The organism is Paenarthrobacter nitroguajacolicus, assembly GCF_007786235.1.
Taxonomy (GTDB): Bacteria; Actinomycetota; Actinomycetes; order Actinomycetales; family Micrococcaceae; genus Arthrobacter; species Arthrobacter nitroguajacolicus_A.
Map to the genome: position 1 here is coordinate 78,518 of NZ_VNFK01000019.1, position 24,619 is coordinate 103,136.

General features: G+C 63.7%; 20 protein-coding genes. 12 read left to right on the forward strand and 8 right to left on the reverse strand.

All coding sequences use genetic code 11. From position 1 onward, the window contains the following. Positions 1–97: 97 nt before the first annotated feature. The 4 genes from FQP90_RS19635 (at position 98) to FQP90_RS19650 (ending at position 5,182) form a co-directional block, all read left to right on the forward strand. Positions 98–562 carry a MarR family winged helix-turn-helix transcriptional regulator gene (locus FQP90_RS19635; RefSeq protein WP_244296876.1) on the forward strand — a complete coding sequence of 155 codons (465 nt, stop codon included), beginning with the start codon at positions 98–100 and terminating at the stop codon, positions 560–562. Next, positions 559–1,821, forward strand: coding sequence for an MFS transporter (locus tag FQP90_RS19640; protein ID WP_144652745.1), 1,263 nt, complete (start codon positions 559–561; stop codon positions 1,819–1,821). Before FQP90_RS19635 ends, FQP90_RS19640 begins: the two co-directional genes overlap by 4 nt. 125 nt (positions 1,822–1,946) lie before the next feature. Next, positions 1,947–2,180 (forward strand): DUF6480 family protein, encoded by a 234-nt coding sequence (locus FQP90_RS19645; RefSeq protein WP_144652746.1) that lies wholly within the window; start codon positions 1,947–1,949, stop codon positions 2,178–2,180. Positions 2,181–2,317: 137 nt separating this feature from the next. Continuing rightward, on the forward strand, positions 2,318–5,182 hold the full coding sequence (locus FQP90_RS19650; RefSeq protein WP_144652747.1) for an FAD-binding and (Fe-S)-binding domain-containing protein: 2,865 nt from the start codon (positions 2,318–2,320) through the stop codon (positions 5,180–5,182). A 31-nt stretch (positions 5,183–5,213) separates the two neighbouring features. On the opposite strand, the gene FQP90_RS19655 is transcribed toward FQP90_RS19650, so the two are convergent. Continuing rightward, positions 5,214–6,962 (reverse strand): L-aspartate oxidase, encoded by a 1,749-nt coding sequence (locus FQP90_RS19655; RefSeq protein WP_144652748.1) that lies wholly within the window; start codon positions 6,960–6,962, stop codon positions 5,214–5,216. 71 nt (positions 6,963–7,033) lie between these two features. Here FQP90_RS19655 and FQP90_RS19660 point away from each other — a divergent pair, with 71 nt between their 5' ends. Continuing rightward, positions 7,034–7,975, forward strand: a complete 942-nt coding sequence (locus FQP90_RS19660; protein ID WP_144652749.1) for a LysR family transcriptional regulator — start codon at positions 7,034–7,036, stop codon at positions 7,973–7,975. 6 nt (positions 7,976–7,981) lie between these two features. Here the strand turns inward: FQP90_RS19660 and FQP90_RS19665 are convergent, their stop codons facing one another. The 3 genes from FQP90_RS19665 to FQP90_RS19675 all read right to left on the reverse strand — a co-directional run bounded on the left by FQP90_RS19665 (position 7,982) and on the right by FQP90_RS19675 (position 11,459). Further along, entirely contained in the window at positions 7,982–8,968 is a 987-nt protein-coding gene (locus FQP90_RS19665) for a malate dehydrogenase (protein ID WP_144652750.1), read from the reverse strand. Between the two features lie 98 nt (positions 8,969–9,066). Continuing rightward, positions 9,067–10,416, reverse strand: a complete 1,350-nt coding sequence (locus tag FQP90_RS19670) for an MFS transporter (RefSeq protein ID WP_144652751.1) — start codon at positions 10,414–10,416, stop codon at positions 9,067–9,069. A 209-nt stretch (positions 10,417–10,625) separates the two neighbouring features. Next, positions 10,626–11,459 (reverse strand): alpha/beta fold hydrolase, encoded by an 834-nt coding sequence (locus tag FQP90_RS19675; RefSeq protein WP_144652752.1) that lies wholly within the window; start codon positions 11,457–11,459, stop codon positions 10,626–10,628. A 97-nt stretch (positions 11,460–11,556) separates the two neighbouring features. Between FQP90_RS19675 and FQP90_RS19680 the strand changes: the two genes are divergently transcribed. The 5 genes from FQP90_RS19680 (at position 11,557) to FQP90_RS19695 (ending at position 16,050) form a co-directional block, all read left to right on the forward strand. Continuing rightward, entirely contained in the window at positions 11,557–12,147 is a 591-nt protein-coding gene (locus tag FQP90_RS19680; RefSeq protein ID WP_144652753.1) for a TetR/AcrR family transcriptional regulator, read from the forward strand. 67 nt (positions 12,148–12,214) lie between these two features. After that, positions 12,215–13,516, forward strand: a complete 1,302-nt coding sequence (locus FQP90_RS19685) for a cation:proton antiporter (RefSeq protein ID WP_144652754.1) — start codon at positions 12,215–12,217, stop codon at positions 13,514–13,516. 182 nt (positions 13,517–13,698) lie between these two features. Beyond that, positions 13,699–14,244 carry a hypothetical protein gene (locus tag FQP90_RS23390; RefSeq protein WP_167510524.1) on the forward strand — a complete coding sequence of 182 codons (546 nt, stop codon included), beginning with the start codon at positions 13,699–13,701 and terminating at the stop codon, positions 14,242–14,244. Continuing rightward, the gene (locus tag FQP90_RS19690; protein ID WP_167510525.1) at positions 14,156–14,881 is read left to right on the forward strand and encodes an alpha/beta fold hydrolase; all 726 of its coding nucleotides are present in this window, start codon (positions 14,156–14,158) and stop codon (positions 14,879–14,881) included. The genes FQP90_RS23390 and FQP90_RS19690 overlap by 89 nt, the downstream gene beginning before the upstream one ends. Before the next feature lie 26 nt (positions 14,882–14,907). Then, on the forward strand, positions 14,908–16,050 hold the full coding sequence (locus tag FQP90_RS19695) for an App1 family protein (RefSeq protein WP_144652756.1): 1,143 nt from the start codon (positions 14,908–14,910) through the stop codon (positions 16,048–16,050). Between the two features lie 30 nt (positions 16,051–16,080). Here FQP90_RS19695 and FQP90_RS19700 read toward each other — a convergent pair whose 3' ends face one another. Both FQP90_RS19700 and FQP90_RS19705 read right to left on the reverse strand, forming a co-directional pair. Beyond that, positions 16,081–17,799, reverse strand: coding sequence for a PHP domain-containing protein (locus FQP90_RS19700; protein ID WP_144652757.1), 1,719 nt, complete (start codon positions 17,797–17,799; stop codon positions 16,081–16,083). Between the two features lie 105 nt (positions 17,800–17,904). Then, a complete protein-coding gene (locus tag FQP90_RS19705; protein WP_144652758.1) occupies positions 17,905–18,945 on the reverse strand; it encodes a DUF4073 domain-containing protein in 1,041 nt (346 codons plus the stop codon). A gap of 320 nt (positions 18,946–19,265) precedes the next feature. Between FQP90_RS19705 and FQP90_RS19710 the strand changes: the two genes are divergently transcribed. Beyond that, the gene (locus FQP90_RS19710) at positions 19,266–20,771 is read left to right on the forward strand and encodes a CoA-acylating methylmalonate-semialdehyde dehydrogenase (protein WP_144652759.1); all 1,506 of its coding nucleotides are present in this window, start codon (positions 19,266–19,268) and stop codon (positions 20,769–20,771) included. A gap of 59 nt (positions 20,772–20,830) precedes the next feature. Here the strand turns inward: FQP90_RS19710 and FQP90_RS19715 are convergent, their stop codons facing one another. Next, the gene (locus tag FQP90_RS19715; protein ID WP_144652760.1) at positions 20,831–22,360 is read right to left on the reverse strand and encodes a PucR family transcriptional regulator; all 1,530 of its coding nucleotides are present in this window, start codon (positions 22,358–22,360) and stop codon (positions 20,831–20,833) included. Positions 22,361–22,487: 127 nt separating this feature from the next. Between FQP90_RS19715 and FQP90_RS19720 the strand changes: the two genes are divergently transcribed. Continuing rightward, positions 22,488–23,834, forward strand: a complete 1,347-nt coding sequence (locus FQP90_RS19720; protein WP_144652761.1) for an aspartate aminotransferase family protein — start codon at positions 22,488–22,490, stop codon at positions 23,832–23,834. Between the two features lie 158 nt (positions 23,835–23,992). Here FQP90_RS19720 and FQP90_RS19725 read toward each other — a convergent pair whose 3' ends face one another. Then, positions 23,993–24,427, reverse strand: coding sequence for a hypothetical protein (locus FQP90_RS19725; protein ID WP_144652762.1), 435 nt, complete (start codon positions 24,425–24,427; stop codon positions 23,993–23,995). Positions 24,428–24,619: the final 192 nt, after the last annotated feature.

Consider the following 24,619-nt stretch of genomic DNA (forward strand, 5'->3'; position numbering starts at 1 on the left):
ATCCACCGCTCGACATTCGTCCATGGAGGGGAGCATAATAGTTAGCGGAGCTAATTAGCATTGCTAACTATTATCCCATCCCAGGAGGCGCCTCCCAGTGACGGCAACCAACCCAGCATCCACCGCAGCCCCCGAAGCAGAGGGCATTCGTGCCGATACCTTGGCCATCGATCTTCGAACCGCGGTGATGCGCACATCGCGCAGGCTCCGCATCGAAGCCACCGGCGATGTCATTACCCCGGGCCAGTACACAGTGCTGGCCCATCTCAACGCCGGTTCGCAGACCCTTCGGGAACTCGCGGAGCGGGAGCACGTCCAGGCCCCCTCCATGACCCGGATAGTGAACGCGTTGACGGACCAGGGTTTCGCCGCCCGCCAATCCCATCCAGGAGACGGACGCCAGGTCCAGATCAGCATCACTCCCGCAGGACAGGAAGTCCTGGCGGAGGCACGCAGCCAACGCACGGCCTGGCTGGCCCAGCGGGTTGCGGGACTCAGCGAGGAGGACCGACTGACGCTCAGCCGCGCCGCGCACATCATGCAGGAAATGAGCGCCAAATGAGTGCCATGTTCCGGGCGCTGGAAAATCCCAACTACCGGCTCTGGGCCGGGGGCGCCCTGGTGTCGAATATTGGAACGTGGATGCAGCGCGTCGCCCAGGACTGGCTGGTCCTGACGGTCCTCACCAACCACTCCGGGACGGCTGTGGGAATCACCACTGCACTGCAGTTCCTTCCGATGCTGCTGCTGGGACCCTACGCAGGCGTGCTTGCCGACCGCTACCGCAAACGCGTGATCCTGCTGTGGACCCAGACCGCCATGGGGATCTGCGGGCTGGTTGTCGGCCTCTTGGTGGTGACGGGCGTAGCGGAGTTGTGGCATGTCTATTTGGCCGCACTGGCACTGGGAATCGCCGCAGCGATCGACGGTCCGGCCCGGCAAGCGTTCGTCTCGGAACTGGTGGGACCGGACAGAATCTCCAACGCAGTGGCACTGAACTCCGCATCATTCAACAGCGCGAGGCTTACCGGCCCGGCGATTGCCGGCGTGCTCATCGCGTGGATCGGCACCGGGCCCGTGTTTCTGCTTAACGCGGCAAGCTTTGTGGCCGTCATCATCTCCCTCTTCCGCGTCAAGGTCTCCCAGCTCGAGCCAAGCACCCCGGTGGTCCGCGGCAAGCATCAGGTGATGGACGGCCTGCGCTACGTTCGCCAGCGCCCGGACCTGGTCCTCATCCTGGTCATGGTGGGGCTCCTGGGGGCCTTCGGCATGAACTTCCCGGTCACCAACTCCATGATGTCGGCCGCCGAGTTCGGTATGGGACCGGAGGAATTCGGACTTCTGGGCTCCATCATGGCTGTGGGCACCCTTGCAGGTGCGCTGCTTGCTGCCCGCCGCTCCGGCCCGCGGCTCCGCTACATGCTCGGGGGAGCGCTGAGCTTGGGTGCTTTCACGCTCCTGGCCAGCATCTCCCCGACCTTCTGGATTTACGCCGCTGTGCTGGTCCCGGTCGGACTGGCCTCGATCACCTTCCTCAACAGTTGCAACACCACCATCCAGTTGTCCGTGGAACCCCAATTCCGCGGGCGTGTTTTGGCCTTGTACCTCGCCATCTTGCAAGGGGGTACCGCAATTGGCGCTCCGCTCATGGGCTGGATCGGCACAGAGTTCGGCCCCCGATGGGCTGTGGCAGCGGGCGGTGCCGTAGTCCTCGTCGCGGGCATCGCCTCGATTGTCCTGGTCAGCCGCCGCAGCCAAAAGACACTGCGTGAACGCATACGCGGGGCCCGGCTCCGGAGGCGCGCAGCCCAACCTTCCTGAGTGGCTAACGGACGCACGCTGACGACGACGGGCGCAAACCTCCCGCAGCAAACGCCCCCTAGGCGCGCTGCGCCCCGCCCGATACGCTGAACAAAAGCACCAGTCGTGCCGTCAAGGGAGTTACCGTGTCAGGAAGCAACCCCGATCCTTACGAAGACAAGCTCACTGGCCTGGAACCCGGAGGAGGGGTGCCGCCGGGCGAGACACCTCCCGGGGAAGCCTCGACTGCAGGGCCGCAGGGCCACGATGAGGGCGGACCCAGGAAGGGCACGCAGGTCTTCTGGCTGGCGGCGATCGGTGCGGGCGTCTTGCTGTCGCTGCTCTATTTCATCGGCTACATCGTGGGGTTCTTCGACTAGCGAGCGTAGGCAATGGCCCGGGGCGCTTCACCACTCCGGACTAGGCATCACCACTCCGGACTAGGCTGGGACGTGGGACTGGTGGCGACTGTCACCGTGGTCCTCCTGCGTTCCCGTACCGAATTGGATGGTGCCTAGTGGCTTCCCTTGACCTGGCCGACTTCCGTGCGGCCGTGCAGAATCCAGAGGGTGTCAGTACCCGGGCGATCGATCTGCACGCGAACGCCCACGATGCCTCGCATTTCCTGCTGATTCCGCAGGCGGTGGTCACGGCGGAGAGCGCTGCCGAGGTAGGTGGTTTGCTGCGGGCCAGCGCACTTCAGGGCGTGCCGCTGACGCTCCGCTCCGGCGGTACCAGCCTGAGCGGTCAAGCTGTCACCGACGGCGTACTGGTGGACGTTCGCCGGCACTTCAGGGACATCGAGGTGCTCGACGACGGCGCCAGGGTCCGCGTCCAGCCTGGCGTGACGGTCAGGGCACTGAACGCAAGGCTGGCACGCCATGGTCGAAAGTTCGGGCCCGACCCGGCCAGCGAAGCCGCGTGCACCATTGGCGGCGTTGTAGCCAACAATTCCTCCGGCATGAACTGCGGCACCGTGGACAACAGCTACCGGACCTTGGAATCCCTGACCTTGGTGCTCCCCTCCGGAACGGTGATCGATACAGGGGCACCGGATGCAGATCAAAAGCTCCGCGCCGTGGAGCCGGAACTGTATGGGGGCCTGGCCCGGCTGGCCGAGCGTGTCCGGAACAACCCGGATTCCGTGCAGAGAATCCGCCAACAGTTTTCCATGAAGAACACCATGGGCTATGGGCTGAACTCACTGCTGGACTACCGGAACCCGGTGGACATCACGGCTCATCTGATCATTGGCAGCGAAGGCACCTTGGGCTTTGTGGCGGAGGCGGTCTTCCGGACCATTCCACTCCTCCAGCACGCTGCTGCCGGCCTCCTGGTCTTCCCCGACCTTGAGTCAGCGAATGAAGCGTTGCCCACGCTGGTGGATACGGGGGCCGCAACCATTGAGCTGATGGATGCCTTGTCACTGAAGGTGGGCCAGACGCTCAAGGGGGCGCCCGCCGTCGTCCATGACATAGCGGTCCGCGACCATGCCGCCCTGCTCGTGGAGTATTCCGCAAGCAGCGCCGAGCAGCTGGAGGAGCTTCGCTTGGGCGGTGCCGGAGTCCTGCAGGGCCTGGGCTTGTCGACCCCAGCGCAGTTCACCGCCGATGCCCGGGAACGCGGTCAATTGTGGCAGCTGCGAAAAGGTCTCTACGCCTCCGTCGCGGGGGCGCGTCCCCAGGGGACAACGGCACTTCTGGAGGATGTTGTGGTCCCGGTGCCAGTCCTGGGCCGCACGTGCCGGGGGCTCATCGGGTTGTTCGAGAAGTATGGTTACGGCAACAGCGTGATCTTCGGCCATGCCAAAGATGGCAACGTCCACTTCATGCTCACCGACGCCTTTGCCACACCATCGGAGCTGGAGCGTTACAGCGCCTTCACCGAGGACATGGTGGACCTTGTCCTGGCCGAAGGGGGATCACTGAAGGCCGAACATGGAACCGGGCGGGTCATGGCTCCCTACGTTCGCAGGCAGTACGGCGACGAGCTCTATGACGTCATGCGCACCGTCAAGCGCCTCTTCGACCCTGCGGGGATGCTCAACCCGGGTGTGGTGATGGATGAGGATCCCATGGCCCATCTTCGCCACATCAAAACGGCGCCGCCGGTTGCGGAGGAAGTGGACCGCTGCGTTTCCTGCGGTTATTGCGAGCCGGTGTGCCCCAGCAAGGACATCACCCTCACGCCGCGGCAGAGGATCGTCACGCTGCGGGCCATTGAGTCTGCCCGGCTGGCCGGAGACCTGGCGTTGGTGAAGGAGCTGGAACGCGACTACCACTACGAGTCGGTGGAAACCTGCGCCGTGGACGGCATGTGCCAAACTGCTTGTCCGGTGGACATCAACACCGGATCGCTGGTGAAGCGTCTCAGGAAGAACGACGCCGGCAAACTCGCCAACGGCGCGTGGAGCACGGCAGCCAAGCACTGGGAGGGCGTCACCCGCGGCGCAGCGCTTGCCTTGACCGTGGTGGACAAGCTTCCGGAGGCTGTCATCTCGCTCCCCAACAAAGCGGCGCGGGCAGTGTTGGGCGCAGACACTGTACCCCTCTACTCCGCGGAGCTTCCAGCCGGCGGGGCGGCCCGGAAACGAACCCTCCCGGCAGGCGACGCTGACGCTGTGTACTTTCCGGCGTGCGTGGGCACGATGTTTGGGCCGGCAGGGTTTGGGCCGGCAGGGTTTGGGCCGGCAGGTGCCTCTTCCGGAGATTCGGGCCGAGGAGTGCAGTACAGCTTCGAGCAGCTGTCTGCCCGCGCAGGCATCACGCTCCTGGTACCGGAAGGCATCGACGGCTTGTGCTGCGGAACGCCATGGTCCTCCAAGGGGATGCTGGAGGGCCAGGAGACCATGAAGGCGAGGACACTGGCTGCCCTCCGGGAGGCAACCCGGGGAGGGGAGTTGCCCATTGTCTGTGATGCGTCTTCCTGCACGGAGGGCCTGCGCCATGCGGTCGCATCGGAAACCCCCGTTGGCGGTCAGCTTCCCCTGCGCATTGTGGATGCCGTCGGCTTCGCCGCCGAGCGGATCTTGCCCGGGCTGCCCCAGCACGAAAAGCTTGAGTCGTTGGCCCTGCATCCAACGTGCTCGTCCACACGGATGGGCCTCAATGATGCTCTCGGCGCAGTGGCAGGGGCCGTGGCAGCGCGCGTGGAGATCCCCGAAAACTGGGGATGTTGTGCGTTTGCCGGTGACCGCGGAATGTTGCATCCGGAACTGACGGAGTCGGCGACGGCACGTCAGGCAGTCGACGTGGCGGATATGAACGCCGCGGCCCACGCCTCCTGTAACCGGACCTGCGAACTTGGCATGACACGTGCAACGGGTTCGCAGTACCGGCACGTACTGGAGTTGCTGGAAGAGGTCACCCGCCAACCATCCTGAACCACGGACCAGGATGGTTGGCTCCGGACTTCTACTCGACGAGCTTCCCCGCGACGGAGTCGTCCGCGTTGGCCTCGGCCAAGGCGCGGAAGGAATCCGGAGCCAGCGGCAGGCTTTCGAACCTGACGCCCTCATCCGTGGACCAGACAAAGTTCCCCCGGAGTGAGGGATCTGCCGTGGGGAAGTCAGCACGGTTGTGGGCGCCGCGGGTTTCGCGGCGTTCAAGGGCGCACTCAAGGGTGGCTCGTGCTGCCAGCAGGGAGCCGAGCAGGTCGTAGGCGTGGGCCAGGTCATCGAACCCCGCTATGTCCGGATGAGCGGTAACCAGCTGGGCACGTTCCTCCAAAGCGGTCAGCTTGGCGAGTCCTTGTTCCAGTCCCTGTTCGGTGCGTACCACCCCGGCGTGTTCGGTCATGAGGTTGCGTAGTTCACGCTGCAGCCGCCGAGCGGACTCCGTTCCGCGTTCACTGAGCAGTGACTGCATTTCCCCGCGGGCTATTCCGACGGCAGCGGCATCCCGGACGATATGGGTGCGCGAATGGACGTAGCGGGCCACATGCTCGCCGGTGATACGCCCATAGACGAGGAGCTCGATCAGTGAATTGCCGCCCAGGCGGTTGGCGCCGTGCAGCCCGGAGGATGCCTCGCCGATTGCGTACAGGCCGTTCACTCCCGTTCCGTGGTCCTCCGGTGCAACCCAAACTCCGCCCATCGAGTAATGCGCGGTGGGCGCAATCTCGATTTTTGTGGTGGTGATGTCCAGCATCTGCAGGTCGATCAGGGTGCGATAGACCCGTGGCAGCTTTTCCATGATGGTTTCACGTGGCAGGTGGGAAACGTCCAGGTAGACGCCGCCCTTCTGGGTCCCGCGACCTTCTGCGACCTCGGTGAATGCGGCCAGCGCAACCCGGTCGCGGGTGGACAGTTCCATGCGCTCTGGGTCGTAGCGTTCCATGAAGCGCTCACCCAGCGCGTTGGTGAGGATTCCCCCTTCTCCACGCGCCGCCTCGGAGACCAAGGTACCGGCCGCGTCGTCGGGCTCCACCAGGCCGGATGGGTGGAACTGGACCAGCTCGGCGTCGCGGATCCGGGCTCCGGCCAGGGCAGCCAGGCGGAAGGAGTCTCCGGTGTTCTCATCACGCCTGGACGACGTGTGCCGCCAGATGCGGGTATGTCCGCCGGCGGCCAGGATGACCGCATCGGCGTGGATCTGCACGGGGGTACCGTCAACGATGTCGAATCCATAGGCGCCGAAGACGGTGCCGTCGGCCACGAGCAGCCGGGTGATGTAGACGGTGTCGATGATCGGCACATTCAATTCTGCGGCCCGGCGCATCAGCGTGCGCTGGATTTCCAAGCCGGTGTAGTCCCCTGCGTAGGCGGTGCGGCGATACTTGTGCGCGCCGAAGAAGCGCTGTGAGATGCGGCCATCCTCCTCCCGGGCAAATGGCATGCCCCACTGTTCAAGGTCCTCGATACCGCGGGCCGCATTGCGGGCTACTGTCTCGACGATGGACGGGTCGGCCAGGAAATAGGACTCCCGCAAGGTGTCGGCCGCGTGCTGCTGCCAGCTGTCCTCGGGATCCATCGTGCCCAAAGCGGCGTTGATGCCACCGGCGGCCAGGCTCGTGTGGGCGTCATGCTTGCGGCGCTTACCCACTGCCAGCACCTGCACGCCTTGTTGGGCGAGTTCGATGGACGCTCGCAGGCCGGCGCCGCCCGTGCCGATGACCAGCACGGTGGTAGACAAAAGGCGTTCTGGGTTGGTGTTGAGGTTCATGGTTTCAACGCTAAAAGGAGCTGCGTCATGTCTCCAATGAATTGTTTGAGTGAAGCCCATGCGTTTACGCTATGGCCATGAAGTTAGAGCAATTACGCTCCTTTGAGACGGTCGCCCGAGTGGGCCATTTCACACGCGCGGCGGAGCAACTGTTTCTCGCGCAACCTTCCCTCAGCAGGCAGATCGCAGCACTCGAGGCTGATCTTGGAATGGCTCTTTTCCATCGCGGGCCGTCCGGGGCGACCCTGACGAATGCGGGGGAGCTCCTGCTGCCCATCGCCCGGCGCATGCTCGGTGACGCGCAGACCGCACGGGAGCAGATGAACGAACTCGCAGGGTTGCGCCGTGGCCGCATTCGCCTGGGCGCTCCACCTACCCTGTGTGTCTCACTGGTGGCCGATGTGTTGGCCTCCTTCCGAAGCGCGCATCCCGGAGTGGAACTGCACATCACTGAAGGCGGTTCGCGATTCCTGGTTGATGCCCTGCACGAAAGCGCACTGGACCTGGCCCTGGTGGTCACCCGTGGAACGGACCCCGCCGTGCAGGGCACTGAACTGATTCCGTTGCTGACCGAGGAACTGGTGGTTGTCTCCGCCTCCGGATCGGCTTCCCCGGAAGAACTCACCCTCGAAGAATTGGCGCGCATTCCGCAGGTGGCTTTCAACCGAAGCTATGAGCTGCGGATGGCTACCGACGCTGCGTTCTCCGCCGGCGGCTTGGAACCGGTGATCGCCGTGGAAGGCGCCGAGATGGACGCCGTGCTGCGGTTCGTGGAACGGGGACTGGGGGTGGCGGTGGTGCCGGCAATGGTAGTCATCGGTCGGCCCGGACTCCGTAGTGCCCGCTTGATTAATCCCTCGCTGACCAGGACCGTCAACCTGGCCCGACGCAACGACATTGGACCCTCAGCAGCCGTAGCCGCAATGCAGGAGTTCATCTTCAGCACAGTGGACCGACTGGCGGCGCCCGGAACCGACCTTGCTCGCCTGGTCACCCCAACTCCACGGCACTGACGGCGGTCAGATCAAACCGAGATCAGCCACGGCAGCTCGCTCGTCGAAAAGCTCAGCGGCTGTGGCGTCCATCTTCCTGCGGCTGAAGTCGTTCACTTCCAGTCCTTCGACAATTTCCCAGTTTCCGCCTGAGGTAGTCACTGGGTATGAATAAACAAGACCTTCGGGCACCCCATATGAGCCGTCGGAGGCAACGGCCATCGAAACCCAATCGCCCTCGGGGGTGCCAAGCAGCCAGTCGCGGGCTGCATCGATGGTTGCCGACGCCGCAGAGGCCGCAGAGGATGCGCCCCTGGCCTCGATGATCGCTGCACCCCGCTGAGCGACCGTAGGGATGAATTCGTTCTCAATCCAGTCCTGATCGTTCACCACCTCGGCCGCGTTTCTGCCCGCCACCTCCGCGTTGAAGATGTCCGGGTATTGCGTCGCAGAGTGATTGCCCCAGACGGTCATCCTGCGGATCTCCCCGACCGGGACTTGTGTTTTTCGAGCAAGCTGGCCGAGGGCACGGTTATGATCCAGGCGGGTCAGGGCGCTGAATCGCGCGGCGGGGATGTCCGGGGCGTTGCTCATGGCAATCAAGGCATTCGTGTTGGCCGGATTGCCCGTCACGCCGATACGGACGTCGTCGGCAGCGACCCTGTTGAGGGCTTTGCCCTGTGCCGTGAAAATAGCACCGTTGGCGCTGAGCAGGTCTCCGCGTTCCATGCCCTTGGAACGCGGACGGGCGCCAACAAGTAAAGCCAGGTTGACGCCGTCGAATATATGGTCGGCGTCGTCGCCGATTTCCACCGAATCGAGCGCGGGAAACGCGCAGTCATCGAGCTCCATCACAACACCCTCAAGGGCCTTCAACGCCGGCGTGATCTCCAGGAGCCGGAGTTGCACAGGAGTGTCGGCGCCGAAGAGGGCACCGCTGGCGATCCGGAACAGGAGGCTGTAGCCGATCTGGCCGGCCGCGCCGGTCACAGCGATCTTGATGGGTCTGCTCATGCGATTGACAGTACCGGCTTAGCTCCGAGATCGCTCGAGACGCGCGAAATCGCCGGAAAGGACCAGCGAACTGGAGCCGTTCCGGCGATTTCGACGATCTAGCGGGCTTCGAGGTCGTCCAGGGTCTTGCCCTTGGTGTCCGAGGACAGGAGTGTGGCCACGGCTGAGACAAGGCAGATGCCAAGCGTGGTGAGGCCGATGACCATGGGGATGTTCGACGACCCTGGGGGAGCGATCGCGGTGAACAGGCTGGGGAAGAAGGAGGCGATCATGAGGCCGATGTTCTGTGACACCGCGAAGCCCGTCACCCGCATGCGCATGGGGAACTGCTCCTGGAAGAAGGTGGCAAAGGTGGCGTTCCACATCTGGAAGAGGATGCCTTGCACGATCACAACGCAGATGAAGACGAGCGGCAGGCTTCCCTGTTCAATGGCCCACAGGTACCCCATGGTCAGCAGGCCGCCGGCCAGCCCACCGGCCACCATGAGTGCCCGCCGGCCGACCCGGTCGGACAGGGCGCCGAAGATCGGGATGGTGACTACCGCGGCTACGTTGGCGGCCATGGTCACCCAGAGGAACTCGCTGCTGGAGAAGCCGATACCGTAGCCCTTCTGGGTGGCGAAGGACACGCCGAAGATGAGGGTGGCCATGCCGATCACGTTGGTGAAGGTCATTGCGATGCAGCGAACCAGAACCCAGGGATGGGTGCGCAGGAGGTCCACCAGCGGGAACCGGCGTTTGGCCCCGGAGTCCTCGGACTGGGCCAGGTACGCGGGAGGCTCCTGCACGCGGCGGCGGATGACATATCCCGCCACGATCACCACGGCGCTGAGCAGGAACGGCAGTCGCCAGCCCCATGAATGGAACTCTTCCTCAGGAAGGAGCGCAGCGAGCGGAATCAGGACGGCTGTGGCGAGGATGGACCCCACTTGCGTGCCTTGGAGGCTGAAGCTCGCGAAGAAGCCGCGCTTCGCATCGGGAGAGTGCTCAACGATCATCGCGCTGGCACCCCCGAGTTCACCCGCAACGGCGAAACCCTGCACCAAGCGGAGGATCACCAGAAGGACGGGAGCAAGAAGCCCCACTTGTCCGTAGGTCGGCAGGAGGCCGACGGCAAAGGTGGCGAAGCCCATGAGCAGCATCGCGAAGACGAGTACCTTTTTACGTCCGTGCCGGTCGCCGTAGGCGCCAAGGACCACGGCGCCGAGCGGACGGGAAACGTAGCCGACGGCGTAGGTAGCCAACGAGGCAATGATGCCCACGGTGGCATTCTCGGTGGGGAAGAAGATGGTGGGAAAGAGAAGAGTCGCTGCCAGTGAGTAGAGGGCGAAGTCGTAGTACTCCAGTGCGCTTCCGACCCAGCCGCTCATGGCGGCTTTCCGCGGATCTTTGTGACCGGTGGCTTCGTCCTGGCTGGAGGGGACATCCCTCCCGTGCATGACCGTCATTGCGTCTGAACTCCTATGTCGTCGTTGGCAAGGAACAAGAGCTCTTCCCATCCAAGACTGAAGTGGTGCTCATTCAGCGTGAGGAAGGTTACTTCTTGAATCGATTCATAAAGCATAGGACGTGACGTGCGCTACGTCAACGCGCGACGGCGGCAGCTCGCCCGGGTCCCGATGGAACCGCGAGGCGACCTGCCGCCGTCGTTGTTTTGCTACTTGGCCAGGAAGCGCAGGAGGACTTGGTTGATCTCGGCGCCGTGCGTCCACAGCATGCCGTGCGGTGCGTCCTCGATTTCAACGTATTCGGCGGAAGGGAGGCGCTTGGTGAACTCGCGTCCGGTGGAGTCGATCGGCAGGATCCGGTCGTCGGTGCCGTGGACGATGAGCGACGGGACGGTGACCTTCTCGATGTCGGAGCGGAAATCCGTCAGCCAGGAGTCCACCACTGCGAAGGACGCGTACCAGGACGAGCCGGCTGCCACGTTCCAGGCGTTGCGCAGGGCTTCCTCGCTGAGTCGGTTCCCCAGGAAGTTGTCCGTGTTGAAGAAGTCGTTGTAGAAGTTGGTGAACCAGGCGTAGCGGTCCTCGATGGCTGCGCTGCGGATGCCGTCGAACACGGAGGATGGGACACCCGTGGGGTTGTCGTCGGTCTGAAGGAGGAATGGTTCGAGGGATGCCAGGAACGCAGCCTTCGCTACGCGGGCTTCGCCGTACGTGCCGAGGTAGCGGCCCACCTCGCCGGTGCCCATGGAGAAGCCGACCAGGACGGCGTTCTGCAGGTCGAGCGTTTCAAGGACGGTATTGAGGTCTGCTGCGAAGGTGTCGTAGTCATAGCCCGTGGTGGGCTTGCTGGACTTGCCAAAGCCGCGGCGGTCATAGGTGATGACGCGGTAGCCGGCGTCCAGCAGGGCTGCCGTCTGCTTTTCCCACGAGCCGCCGTCGAGGGGGTAGCCGTGGATCAGGACAACAGGCTGGCCTGCGCCGTGGTCCTCGTAGTAGAGCTCAATGTCCGTGCTGTTCTCGGTGCCAACCTTGATGAAGCCCATGATCTGTGTCCCTTTTCTCGAAGTGGAGAACGAGCGTTCTCCCTTGGTGTTCTCCATCGTAGAGAACGTTCGTTCTCAATGCAAGTAGAATGGGTGCATGGATAATTCCGAACTCCGCCAACGCATCGTTGCCACTGCCGACGAGCTCTACAACTCCAAGGGCATCCAGGCCGTCGGGATGGATGAACTTCGCACAGCAGCAGGGGTCTCGTTGAAGAGGCTCTACGCGGAATTTCCCTCAAAGAGCAGCATTGTCATGGCCGTGCTGGAACGCCGGCATCAGTCCTGGACGGAGGGGCTCGACGCTACGGTGCAACAAGCGGGAACGCCCCAGGAGCGGCTCCTCGCCATCTTCGACTACCTGGCCGGATGGTTCTGCCAGGACTCCTTCCGCGGATGCGGCTTCATCAACAGCTTCGCCGAACTCGGTGCCATCAGCCCTGACGTTGCTGAGTATGCGCGGAAGCACAAGGAATCGTTCCAGGAGTACGTCGGTCAGCTTGCCAAGGCGGCAGGTGCGCCGGCCTACCTGGCTCCACAGCTGGCTATTCTCGCGGAAGGCGCACAAACGACGGCGGCCATCGCCGGAACGCCCGACGCTGCCGGCCAGGCGCGGCAAGCTGCCGAGGTGCTGATTGACGCGGCGTTGGTTACTGCCCAGGCTGGATCGGCTGGATCGGCTGGATAGCAGAACAGCGCTGGCGGCACTAGGCTTCTGAGACGCGCCGAACGGCGCGGCAGGAAGAAGACTATTCGTGTTTGAAATCCCCAGCATCTTGTTCCTCTCGGCCGGCTTTGCAGTGTTGGCCGCTGCCGTCTTGCCAAAATTGTTGCGCCGCATGCCGTTGTCCATGCCCATGGTTTTCCTCGGCAGCGGAATCCTGGCGTTCACTTTGCTCCCCGATTTGCCGGATCCTGACCCCGTCAAATATGGGGAGTTCACAACTCATCTGACCGAAATCTGCGTCATCATTTCCCTCATGGGCGCCGGTTTGGCTTTGGACCGACCGTTCCGGTGGCGTGGTTGGTCCACCACGTGGCGTCTCCTGGGGATCGTCATGCCCTTGTGCATCCTGGTGATGACGCTCTTGGGATTGTGGGTGCTGGGCCTGGGGTTGGCTGCTGCCATCCTTGTCGCGGCGGCGATCGCCCCCACCGACCCGGTGCTGGCCTCTGAGGTCCAGGTGGGCAAACCGGCGGACAGTGAAGAAGACCCGGACGAAGACGAGGTCCGCTTTGCCCTGACCTCTGAAGCAGGGCTGAATGACGGGCTTGCCTTTCCCTTCGTTTACCTCGCCATCCTCATCAGCCTGGTGGGGGCCGCGCCCGCGGCCTGGCTGGGGGAATGGGTTGCCCTGGACATCCTGTGGCGCACAATTGCGGGCGTCCTGATCGGATTCGGAACGGGCAAGCTGTTGAGCCTGGTCTTCTTCGCTGCAAGGCGCAAGAGTTTTCGCCTGTCCGAGCATTCCGAGGGCTTCGTGGCTCTGGCGGCTACGTTCCTGGCGTATGGCGCCACGGAAATGGTGGCGGGCTACGGATTCATCGCAGTTTTCATTTGTGCTCTGACCATTCGATCCGCCGAGCACAACCATGCGTACCACCAAGTGCTGCACAGCTATGTGGAGCAGCTCGAGCGCCTGATGACGGTAGTGATCCTGGTCCTCCTCGGGGGTGCCATAGCCCGCGGGCTGTTGGAAGGGATTGGCTGGCCTGAGGTACTCGTAGCCCTGGCGTTCCTCCTGCTGGTGCGCCCTGTGGCCGGATGGATCGGGCTCATGCGCGGTAAGACCGGCCCCCGCGAACGCCTGGCCATTTCCTACTTTGGGATCCGCGGAATCGGTTCTCTGTTCTACGTTGCCTTCGCACTGAGCCATGGAAACTTCGACGCCGAGGCACGCGGGTTGTGGGCGCTGGTTGGATTGGTGGTGGCTTTGTCGATCGTGGTGCATGGGGCCACCACTGCGCCCTTGATGAACAGGCTGGATAGGCTTCGGCTCGCTGAAGCGCGCAAACAGCATGGCGACGAAGGGCGCGCTCCGGCCACTGCAGTGTAGGGCGGGGTGGCCGGGGTGCCGCCTTACGGTCTTTGGCAAAGTTCTGGCATCTACTCGCGAACGCGTCGTATGTTTCTCGGTACAACTCCCACTTCCGAATCAGAGGGGCCACTATGGCTGGCGGGCGGACGCGATCCCACGAACCGCATGCGCGGTCCCGCCGCGGAACAATTGTCCGCCGAGTGCTCCTCAGTGTGTTGATCGTTGTTGGGATAGCGGTGGCCCCCGGCGCGGTTCGGCTGATCGATTTTGGTGTCCGGGTGGGGGAGGGCGCGGCCGCTGAGAAGGCCGTGGCTCCGTTCTACATCGCACCGACGCCTGCGCCGGGCCCGGCAGCTCCCGGCACTATCGTCCGGCAGGAACCAGTGGTCGGAGCCCCTCAAGGCGCCATCGCCTGGCGAGTCCTCTATCACTCCACCGACGTCGACGGGGCCGACACACTGGTTTCGGGTCTTGTCATCGCACCGGATGCTCCCGCCGCCGATGGCACCCGCACGGTGGTGTCCTGGGCGCACCCCACCACCGGAACGGCGCCAAGGTGCGCTCCTTCCAGTGGTATTGCACCGTTCGTCTTCATTGAAGGCCTGTCGGACCTCCTGGCTGCGGGTCACGTGGTGGTTGCCACCGATTACGCCGGGGATGGGAATCGCTGGTCCTTCGTCGTTCCTGATTGGTGCAACGGAGGCGGCCAACGTCCTGGACATCGCCCGCGCGGCCCGGGGGATTGAGGGGATCGGCGCAGGCAACCGGGTGGTGTTGTGGGGCCACTCCCAAGGTGGGCACGCTTCGATTTTCGCTGCCCAGCGGGCAGCCAGTTATGCGTCTGAACTTGCCATCGCCGGAGTGGCGGTGGCGGCTCCTGCCACCAACCTCGGAGCCCTTCTGAGCGCGGACATTGGTGACGTCTCAGGAGTGACCATCGGGGCGTACGCGTTTACTTCCTACGCGCAGGCCTACTCGTCCCGGCTTCCCAATGATCCGCTCACCACGATTCTCACTCCTGCCGGGGCGGCCGCGGCTCCCAAAATGGCTGAACTCTGCCTCCTTGGCCAAAACAGTGAGCTGCACACCATTGCCAACCCGCTGATCGGTTCCTTCGTGACCGGCGACCCGACGCAGGCACCCGGTTGGAGCCAACTCCTGGCAGAGAACACCCCGGCACAGGCTCCCTTGACCGCTCCGCTGTTCGTCGCCCAAGGGGCAAAAGACACCCTGGTCCGGCCGGAAATCACCGCCGCGTACGTCGCGGCCCAGACGCAAGGCGGGACCGCCGTCGAATCCCATGTCCTGCCTGACGCCACTCACGGGACTGTTGCGCTGGATGCCATGCCGTACTTGATGAAGTGGATGGCGGCGCTGCCGTAGCGGGCAGGCCGTGGAAGACTGGACGTATGTCTCCCCGTCCCATGAAACCGCGCCCCCCATCCGACGCCGTTGAAAGTGACGGTCCCAAACCGGCCAGCAACGGGCGTCGCCACCTCGCCATGAGGCTCGACGACGCGTGGCTGGGTTTCCAGACGCGCCTTGCCATCCGGCGTGGCCGGGTGGAGACCGTGATTCCTTATACAGGCTACGGTTCCACGTCCTGGGTTCGGGTACTCGCCCGGGTGGTGCGCAGTGATCCCCGGGACGCCGCAGGCCACGCCAAGCCGTTGCAGGAAAGCATGCGCGGCTGGCGAAACTTCACGAGTGCCCCCGTGGCCAACGCCGCGGTGAAAGTGACTATCGCCGGCACAGTGCATGATGTCGTCGCTGACCGCGGCGGCGTGGTGGACGCCCGGATTCCGGTAGCCCTCGACTCCGGGTGGCACACCATCACCCTGCAGTCCGGTGCATCCGAAACCGTGGAGGCGCCCGTGCGGATTGTCGCGGACGGCACTGACTTCGGCGTCGTCTCCGATATTGACGACACCGTCATGGTCACGGCGCTGCCCCGGCCCTTCTTGGCCGCGTGGAATACGTTCGTGCTCAACGAGCACGCGAGGACCCCGACACCAGGCATGGCGGTGCTGTACGAGCGGATCGCCAGGACGGCGCCGTCCGCGCCCGTGCTGTACTTGTCCACCGGCGCCTGGAATGTGGCCCCAACGTTGTCACGGTTCTTGTCCCGCAACCTTTACCCTGCCGGTCCCAAACTGCTGACGGACTGGGGCCCTACTCCTGATCGCTGGTTCCGCAGCGGCCAGGAGCACAAGCGGAACTCCTTGGAACGCCTCGCGGGGGAGTTCCCCCACGTCAAGTGGCTGTTGGTAGGCGACGACGGACAGCACGACGAAGCCATCTATTCCGAATTCGCCCAGCGCCACCCGGAGAACGTCAAGGCCATCGCGATCCGCCAACTCTCCGCAGGCGAAGCGGTACTCGCGGGCGGGCGCTCGAAGTCCGGCGGGCAACCCACCCCCGGGGTCCCGTGGATCTACGCCCCGGACGGTGCAGGGATGTCGGCCCAGCTTGAGGAGTTGGGTGTTATCCGGAACGAAGTCCGGTCTGCCGACGATCCTGAGGAAGGCGACATTCAAGCAGCCACCGACTGACTGCATCCGCCCCCGCTGCGGAAGCAGCAGCTATGCGACGTCGATGAACACAGGGTTGGCGTAGAACCAAGTGTCAGTCCACGGATCGGCGTCGCCGAGGTTGTCACCGTGGCGAAGGGGGCCGGCGGGGTCCACGGAAGCACCGTAGTACCCAGCGCCGTGGCGATTTCCGTCGCTCCCGCGCAGGCGGAAGTAGCAGGACTTTTGAACGTCCTTAATGACGTGCTTGATGGTGAACGTTCCGGTGCGGCCGGATACATCAATCTGCTTCCAGACCGTGGTTCCAGGAGCCTTCAAGGTGTCGCGGTCGGACGCTGCGCCAGTGACGGCACCGCCGATCACATCCACGTGGGCAAGCTTTGGCAGGATGCCCGCGAAGTTGCGGTAGCCCGTCGTCGTAATGGTGATGGAAATTTCGACGTCGGCGCCCCGCCTCACCTGCAGACGGGAACCGAGGGTAACGCCGTTGCGGCCGTTGCCATTGCCGTTTCCCCGTACTTCGCGGACACGGACATCCAGTCCTTGCAGCAGGTGTCCGTGGTCCACCCACATGCGGCCGTTGCGCATGGCTTCCAGGACGCCGGTGTAGGAGCGCTTGGTGACGCCGGTGTGCAGCCGGCTGAACTGTCCCGGCCAGTAGTCGCTGCCGCCCTGCTTCTCGCCGGAGTCGAACGGGTCGGGTCGCTTGCCGGTGACGGACCAACGGTCGAATTCATTGGGCAGGCTAAGGTAGGGCTCCTCGGCGGGGTAAGGGCCGGTCTTCCACGTGTCCTTGACCGTGAGGTGGTTGTCCGAGTTGGACGTGATCCAGAACGGCAGCCCTTCGGCGAGCATGGAGTCCCACACGCCGCCCACGGTTGCGGTGGCCCAGTCGAAGCCGCCGTAGGGCCGGAAGGAGTCCGCCGGGTAGCCGGGGAAGCTGTATTGGGTGGGGTTGTTGGTGTATTCGCCGCGCTGGTCACCGGCCCTGGAGAACTGGCTCACTCCTGATCCTTGGGCACCGGGTGCACCTTCCATGCCGATCATGACCTCGCGGGCGGCGTCGCGCCACGCCCGGAGTTCGTGCGGGGAATCGATGCCCAGGCGCATGGGGTGGTTGGCCAGGGCGACGACGTCCTCGATGTAGCCGGAGCGCCGTTGATTGGCCAACCAAGCGATGGCTTCCACGGCCTTGCGCTCGAAGGTCTCCACTTGTGCCGTGCCGGGGGTTGGCTTCTCCCACTGGTTCAGCTTGCCGTCCCACACGAGTTCGAAGGTGCGCAGGAGGTGGACTTCGTTGGGGCCGGGCGCTACCAGGACCGAGGCGTGCTCTGCGCCGGGGATGTACCACTCAAGCCCTTGGAAGATCAGCAGGTCAGGACGTGCTGCCCGCTGCGCCTGGATTTCCTTGTTGGCGTTGACGGCGCCGCCGTTGTTGGCATGGCCGAAGTTGCTGTGTTCCGTTAAGGCCAGCCAGTCAACGCCGTAGGCCTGGGCGGTGTCCAGCTGCTGCTTGATCATGTACTTCGCGTCGTGGCTGTATTGCGTGTGGACGTGATGGTCACCGACGAGCCACTTCAGTTGGGGGTCGTTCCCGCCCGGGTTCGCCATTGCCGGCTGGGTCATCGCGGCTGAAGCTGCTGTACCGGCGGCCAGAATGCCGGCCGATTGCAGGATGCGTCGGCGGCTCAGTCCCATGGTCTTTAACTCGGCGTCGGCCAGCTCCACACTTCTACTGTGGGTGGTCGTGTTTTCTTCTCCGGTGCACATAGCGCTTTCCCTCTGTTGATTCCGATCCCCCAGCGGGATCACAGTAGGGAAGCCGGATGGCAGGGAGGTTAACCGGGCGGGAACGATTGGGGGAGTTGGGCCCTGCTAGAACAGCGGAATTTGAACTTCCTTGATCCATTCACCTCGTCGATAGTCGCGGGCCTTGACCACCACGCAGTCCTTGTAGACCTCTACTTGCAGCCCACTGGCTTCACGGCCATCCAGGGCGCGCTCACCGCCGGCTCCATTGTCCTCCCAGAGGGTCTGGACTGCGCCGGTGTTGATGACCTGGAATCCCTGCAGGTTGCCCGTGCCGGGGACGGTGCGGCGAACTTCCCAGTCAGCCAACTGGAGCGCCCAATGGGTGTGGGCCGTGAAGACGAAGACGTTCTTGTACTTACCCAGGATGCCCAAGAGCCGGTCAACCTGCAGGTAGTCCTTCTTGTACAGGTTGTTGCGGGTCCCGGAGACCGTGTCCGGGAACGGGTGGTGGGTGAAGACCATGACAGGCTGTCCCTTGCGGGCCCAGTAAGCCAGACGCTGCTCGAACCAGATGAGCTGTTCTTCGCTGAGCCAGACCTCGTCCCACAGCTTGGCATCGTGGTATTGCATGTACTTCTCGGTACCCAGGATCAGCCCCGGCACGCCTCCAAGGTCAATTTCGGTGTAAACCTTGTCCCGGCCGGTGAAGGTGAAAAAGCTCTGGAAGAGCGAAGCTTCAGTAGTTCCGTTGGGCCACGTGGCCTGGGCGAGTGTGTTGGGATTGGAGTACTTGGGGACGTAGAACTCGTGGTTGCCGATGGCCCAGTGGACATTGGCGGCGTGGGTGTTGGCGTCCAGCACTTTCCGCACGGCGTCGTACTCGAAGTCGTAGCCCCGCGGGGTGATGTCGCCATTGACCACCAGGCCCGCGCTTCGCTTGCTGGGGTTGGTACTTTCGATGTCTTTGAGCGCCAGATCAAAATCGGCCAGATCGCCTTGGATATCGCTGATGACGGTGAAGATTGTGGCTTTGCCGGAAGGGCGGTTGCTGCCGTGTCCGTTCCCGGCGGCCTGCGCCGGAGAAGCGACGGCGGCCGTGGCGCCGATGGTAGCCAGCCCTGCGATTGATGCTGCGATTGCAGAGCGGCGGCTGGGGGAGGTCATGATGGAACCTTTCACTCAAGGGGTGCGTTGACCCTCAGAACGTAAAGACGTCCGATGAATTGCCGGCAAATGGACCATGGCCAACTTGTCATGACAGGTTGGCCATTTGGTGATCTGAACGAATCATGAGGCGATTCCCTGCCTCAACAGCGGCTCCAAGTTGTATAGCCAGGGGTCCTGAGCGCCCAAACCAGTCCTGTACATATGTCCACCCTGCTGGTGATTTTTCGCTCAATGTAGTGCTGTTTGCGGCTGGACCCTTCCCTACGGTTGAACCGGATGCTTCACACATCGATCCCGTCGGCAGAAAAGAGTACGCAGTGTCTGAAATCAACGAACTCCAGGTGGTCCCGCACTGGATCGGAGGCGCCGAGTCCCCGTCGTCGGGCGACCGTACCGCCCCGGTCTTCGACCCCGCCCTGGGCAGGGAAACCAAGCTGGTCAACCTTGGCAACGCCGAGGACATCGAGTGGGCCATCTCCTCCGCGCACAAGGCCTTCCCCGCTTGGCGTGACCTGTCCATTACCAAACGCCAGCAGATCATCTTCCGCTTCCGGGAACTGCTGAACGAGCGCAAGGGCGAACTCGCAGAGATCATCACCTCCGAGCACGGCAAGGTGGTCTCCGATGCCCTGGGAGAAATCACCCGGGGCCAGGAAGTCGTGGAACTGGCCACCGGCTTCCCGCACCTCATCAAAGGTGAGCATTCAGAGAATGTCTCCTCCGGCGTCGACGTCTACTCCACCAAGTCGCCGCTGGGCGTGGTGGGCATCATCAGCCCCTTCAACTTCCCCGCCATGGTGCCGCTGTGGTTCCTGCCGATCGCTATCGCCGCCGGTAACACCGTGGTGTTGAAGCCGAGCGAAAAGGACCCGACGGCGGCCAATTGGCTCGCTGCCCTCTTCACCGAGGCGGGACTCCCGGATGGCGTATTCAACGTCCTGCACGGCGACAAGGAAGCCGTTGATGGTCTTCTGGAACACCCCGATGTGAAGGCGATTTCCTTCGTCGGCTCCACTCCGATCGCGCAGTACATCTACCAGACCGCCGCCCGCAACGGCAAGCGCGTCCAGGCCCTGGGCGGCGCGAAGAACCACATGCTGGTCCTGCCCGACGCCGACCTCGAACTGACGGCCGACGCCGCCATCAACGCCGGCTTCGGTTCCGCCGGCGAACGCTGCATGGCCATCAGCGTGGTGGTCGCCGTCGAACCTGTCGCCGATGCGCTGATCGAAAAGATCACCGCACGCATGGCTACGCTCAAGGTCGGCGACGGGCGCCGCAACTGCGACATGGGCCCGCTGGTCACCCGCCAGCACCGCGACAAAGTTGCTTCCTACATCGATGTCGCCATCGAGGACGGCGCCACGGTGGTGGTGGACGGTCGCGGTATCACCGTGGATGGAGACCAGAACGGCTTCTGGCTCGGCCCCACACTGATCGACGACGTCCCGGTCACCTCCCGCGTCTACACCGAGGAAATCTTCGGCCCCGTTCTGGCAGTGGTCCGCGTGAACAGCTACGAAGAGGGCGTGCACTTGATCAACTCCGGCGCCTTTGGCAACGGCACGGCGATTTTCACGAACGACGGCGGTGCGGCCCGCCGCTTCCAGGCCGAGGTCGAGGTGGGGATGGTCGGCATTAATGTCCCGATCCCTGTGCCCGTGGCGTACTACTCCTTTGGCGGTTTCAAGGACTCCATCTTCGGCAGCTCCAAGGCCTACGGCTTGCAGGGCTTCCAGTTCTTCACCCGCGAAAAGGCCATCACCTCACGCTGGCTCGACCCCAGCCACGGCGGGATCAACCTGGGCTTCCCGCAGAACTAACGGGATGTGAGCGAGCGTCGGACTTGCTGGATGCTCTCTCACATCCCGCCCTTTTTCGGCTAACGCTCTTCCAGAAATTCGACGGCGGCAAACAGTTCCAGCTTGTCGCGCAGGCTGTCGAGGTTGAGTCCCAGGACGGACCCGGCAGCATCGATCCTGTTGCGAAGCGTGTGCCGGTGGATTCCCAGTTCGCGCGCAGTCTTGTCCCACACACAGTTGTTTCGCAGCCAGGCTGTCACTGTGGGGAGCAACTGCGTCTGCTCTCTTTCGTCGTGCCTGGCGAGGGGATCGACGAGCCGCCTTGCGACGGATCCGGCTTCGTCCCGCCGGAGCAATCCCAGCATGCCGCCTTCAGAGATTTGGTCGAAGGCCACGTGCGGTCGGGACAGCTCAACGGCCCGCTGAAGGGCCCGTTCACCTTCCCTCAGCGCCCGGGCGAGGTCGGCGAAGGACGCCTCACCGGATGCCCCCGCGGCAGCGCCATATCTTTCCAAGAGCACGGCAACTTTGTCCTGCAGGGCGGCGCCTGCCAGGACAACCACGTTCTGGTCCCGTTGGGCATAGAAAACTGCTCCGCGGTGATCGTCCGACAACAGTTCAAGGGCTTCCAACAGGTTCTGCCCTTGTCCTGGCTGATGTGCCACCGTCACCACCAAGGGCTCTGCCGGCAGCCTGCCCCAGACCTGGCGTGCGGTCCGCTCGGCAACATCGGTGCTTCCTGCCAGCAACTGTTCAAAAACGCCGGCCCGCAGGTGGCGGCGGGCCGTGTCCAGGGTGCGTGTTTGCTCCAAGGCCAAGCTGGCCAAAGCGATCACGCTGTTGATGATGTCCGTACGCGCAGGGTCCAACGGTTCAATGGCGCCGAGCACAAGAACGCCCCGCAGATAGTGGCGGCGCCCCAGTGTCTGTAAGGTGACCTGTTCGCCGTCGACCGTCAGTTGCGATACCGACCGTGAGCCTTGGTCCAGCGCCTTGGTGACGGCCTCTTTCACGCCCGGCATCAACGCTGAGGGCACAGGACGGTTGTGGGGCATCAGGATGTGGTTCCCAGCGGCGTCGAACAAGGCCACCCAACCATGGAGCTGGCGTTCCAGCTCGGCCAAAATTGATCGGAGCCCGTCGGGCCGGAGGGCTGCCCTGGCAATGGCGCGTTGTGCCTGGAGGGACCATTCAGACCGTGCATGCTGCTCCCGGGCGAGCCAGTCGGCCACGAAGCGGATGACCGCGATGAACGGAGTCCGGTCGGGCACTTCCAGTAACGGCAGCCCCTGCTGGCGGCACGCATCTTCCAATCCCGGGGGCAGGACTCCATGGATCACTTGGGTGGCGAAACCCAGCCCGCTGATCCCGTGCTTGACCAGCCGTTCCACGTATTCGCTGTACAGCGGCCCGGAGGCATCGTCCACTGAAAACTGCGTTCCATCCGTCAGCAGCAATTGCCCAGGATCTAGGAACGGTGTGGGGTCGTCCAAGTCTGAACTGTGCACCCAGGAAACAGGGGCCTCCAAGGCGGGATCCGCACCTTCAGGGACTACCAACCTTAGGTTGAGGGAGCTGTTGTGAAGGATCGTCTTAAGAGTGGGCGGCATGCTCAGGAGCTCCTTGGAAAAATGTATGTCCAGACCAGGCTAACTATACAAATGTCGGGAGGCGTTCGTGGGCGCCGAAACCCATGATGGAGGAAAAGCCCCACCCGCCTTCGAGAGGAACCATCCCATGACTCCCACCCGGACCGTTCTGGCCGCTCCCGCTAACAACGTGGAGGACTTGAGCAACGCCGAGGTCGCATCCTTGGACACTTCGAACGTCTTCCACTCCTGGTCTGCGCAGGGTTCGCTCAAGCCCCTGGCCATTGCCGGAGGTTCGGGCAGCACGGTGTGGGACTACGAAGGAAGGACCTATTTGGACTTCTCCAGCCAACTGGTCAACACCAACATCGGCCACCAGCACCCTCGGCTGGTGGAGGCCATTAAGCAACAACTGGACACGCTCACCACCGTGGCTCCCGCGCATGCAAACTACACCCGTGCCCTCGCAGCCCGGAAGATCCTTTCCCACGCTCCCACGAACATGGACAAGGTCTTTTTCACCAACGGCGGTGCGGACGCCAACGAGAACGCCATCCGTATGGCTCGTTTGCACACTGGCCGGGACAAGGTCATCTCCCGCTACCGCTCCTACCACGGCAACACCGGCGCCGCGATTGTGGCCACCGGCGACTGGCGCCGCATCCCCAACGAATACTCGCGCGGCCACATCCACGTCTTTGGTCCCTACCTCTACCGCTCCGAGTTCTGGGCCGAAACCCCGGAGCAGGAAGCTGAACGCGCGCTGCAGCACCTGCGCCGGACCATTGAACTTGAAGGGCCGCAATCCGTGGCCGCCGTACTCCTCGAAACGGTCCCCGGTACCGCCGGGATCCTGCTACCGCCGCCCGGGTACCTCGAAGGCGTCCGCGCCCTCTGCGATCAGCACGGCATCGTGCTGATCCTTGACGAGGTCATGGCCGGCTTCGGCCGTACCGGCGACTGGTTTGCCCTGGACGCCTTCAACGTCCGGCCTGACCTCATCACCTTCGCCAAGGGCGTGAATTCCGGCTACGTCCCGGTGGGGGGCGTCATTATCTCGGAAGAAATTTCGCGAGGCTTCGATGATCGAGTCTTCCCCGGCGGTCTCACCTATTCCGGCCACCCCCTGGCAGCGGCTTCAATCGTTGCTTCCATCGAGGCTTTCGAGGAAGAGAACATCGTTGGGAACGCCGCGCGCATCGGCGCCGATCACCTGGAGCCCGGCCTTAAAGCCCTCGCCGCCAAGCACGATGTCATCGGTGAAGTCCGCGGCCGTGGCGTTTTCTGGGCCCTGGAATTGGTCGAAGACCGGCAGGCCCGCACGCCTGTCAGCCCCGCGTTCATGGGCAAGCTGAAAGCGGAACTGCTCCACCGCGGACTGTTGCCCTTCATTGCTGACAACCGCGTGCACGTGGTGCCGCCCGCCGTCGTGACCCCCGAAGAAGTACGCCAGGCTTTGGCGATATACGACGACGCCCTGGCCGCCGTCCGCTGACAGATTCGGGGAACTCGGCCAGGTACCGGGATGCTTCGTAGCCTTCCCGCACTCTGGTGCCACCCTGGGGCTCATCGCAGGCGAACAGGCCAAGGGCCCCGAGACGCCATCTGCTTTAGCGTGTCGGGGCCCTTGGAGTTTCTGGGTACGGCAGGGACTCAGCAGGTCAGCGTTCCCTTGAGCACTTTCCCCGTCCACGTATTGGAGGTGCCGGGGACCTTGTAGTATCCGCGGATCTCGTAGGTCCACGTGCCGATGATCTCGAGGCCGGAAGTGTAGCTCTTGCCGCTGGCCTTGCTCAGGTCGCCGGTGAATTCCAGGTTTCCGGAGCGATCAAAGAGCTTCACGTCGTGATAGTTGGCGTGGGTGGCAGCGCTGAACGAGTTCACCGTGACCGTGGCGCGAAGCCCAAAAGAGCAGCTCATGGTCACGTTGGCACTGGCCGGAGCCGGAATACTCGCGGCCGAGAAAGCGGGAGTCGCCCGGTCCATGTCCGTGAAGGCGGCAAAGGCCGCCGTGGGGGCAGCTACCAGACCAAGAACGACGACGGCGACGATCACCAAGGTGCGCAGGAAGCTGTTCCGCGTTGTCATAGTGCCGTCCTCCTTCTTTAGGTCGTGGTTCTTGTCCATGGGTGTTCGCCGGGGCTGATCGGGCTGGGGTAGTGAATCCGATCAGACCCGGCGGGGCTTGGTGGTGGTGCCGGTGGGTGGTTACTTGGTGGTTTCGGTGCGCTGGGTGCCGGTGAAGGAGAAGGCGATGGTGGAGGTGGCGCCTTGGAAGTC

What these genes read in the sequence shown, in the direction of transcription:
- FQP90_RS19640 (WP_144652745.1), top strand. Translation starts at nt 559, where the DNA reads ATGAGTGCCATGTTCCGGGCGCTGGAAAATCCCAACTACCGGCTCTGG.
- FQP90_RS19655 (WP_144652748.1), bottom strand. Translation starts at nt 6,962, where the DNA reads ATGAACCTCAACACCAACCCAGAACGCCTTTTGTCTACCACCGTGCTG.
- FQP90_RS19660 (WP_144652749.1), top strand. Translation starts at nt 7,034, where the DNA reads ATGGCCATGAAGTTAGAGCAATTACGCTCCTTTGAGACGGTCGCCCGA.
- FQP90_RS19665 (WP_144652750.1), bottom strand. Translation starts at nt 8,968, where the DNA reads ATGAGCAGACCCATCAAGATCGCTGTGACCGGCGCGGCCGGCCAGATC.
- FQP90_RS19670 (WP_144652751.1), bottom strand. Translation starts at nt 10,416, where the DNA reads ATGACGGTCATGCACGGGAGGGATGTCCCCTCCAGCCAGGACGAAGCC.
- FQP90_RS19675 (WP_144652752.1), bottom strand. Translation starts at nt 11,459, where the DNA reads ATGGGCTTCATCAAGGTTGGCACCGAGAACAGCACGGACATTGAGCTC.
- FQP90_RS19680 (WP_144652753.1), top strand. Translation starts at nt 11,557, where the DNA reads ATGGATAATTCCGAACTCCGCCAACGCATCGTTGCCACTGCCGACGAG.
- FQP90_RS19690 (WP_167510525.1), top strand. Translation starts at nt 14,156, where the DNA reads ATGGGAATCGCTGGTCCTTCGTCGTTCCTGATTGGTGCAACGGAGGCG.
- FQP90_RS19695 (WP_144652756.1), top strand. Translation starts at nt 14,908, where the DNA reads ATGTCTCCCCGTCCCATGAAACCGCGCCCCCCATCCGACGCCGTTGAA.
- FQP90_RS19700 (WP_144652757.1), bottom strand. Translation starts at nt 17,799, where the DNA reads ATGTGCACCGGAGAAGAAAACACGACCACCCACAGTAGAAGTGTGGAG.
- FQP90_RS19705 (WP_144652758.1), bottom strand. Translation starts at nt 18,945, where the DNA reads ATGACCTCCCCCAGCCGCCGCTCTGCAATCGCAGCATCAATCGCAGGG.
- FQP90_RS19715 (WP_144652760.1), bottom strand. Translation starts at nt 22,360, where the DNA reads ATGCCGCCCACTCTTAAGACGATCCTTCACAACAGCTCCCTCAACCTA.
- FQP90_RS19720 (WP_144652761.1), top strand. Translation starts at nt 22,488, where the DNA reads ATGACTCCCACCCGGACCGTTCTGGCCGCTCCCGCTAACAACGTGGAG.
- FQP90_RS19725 (WP_144652762.1), bottom strand. Translation starts at nt 24,427, where the DNA reads ATGACAACGCGGAACAGCTTCCTGCGCACCTTGGTGATCGTCGCCGTC.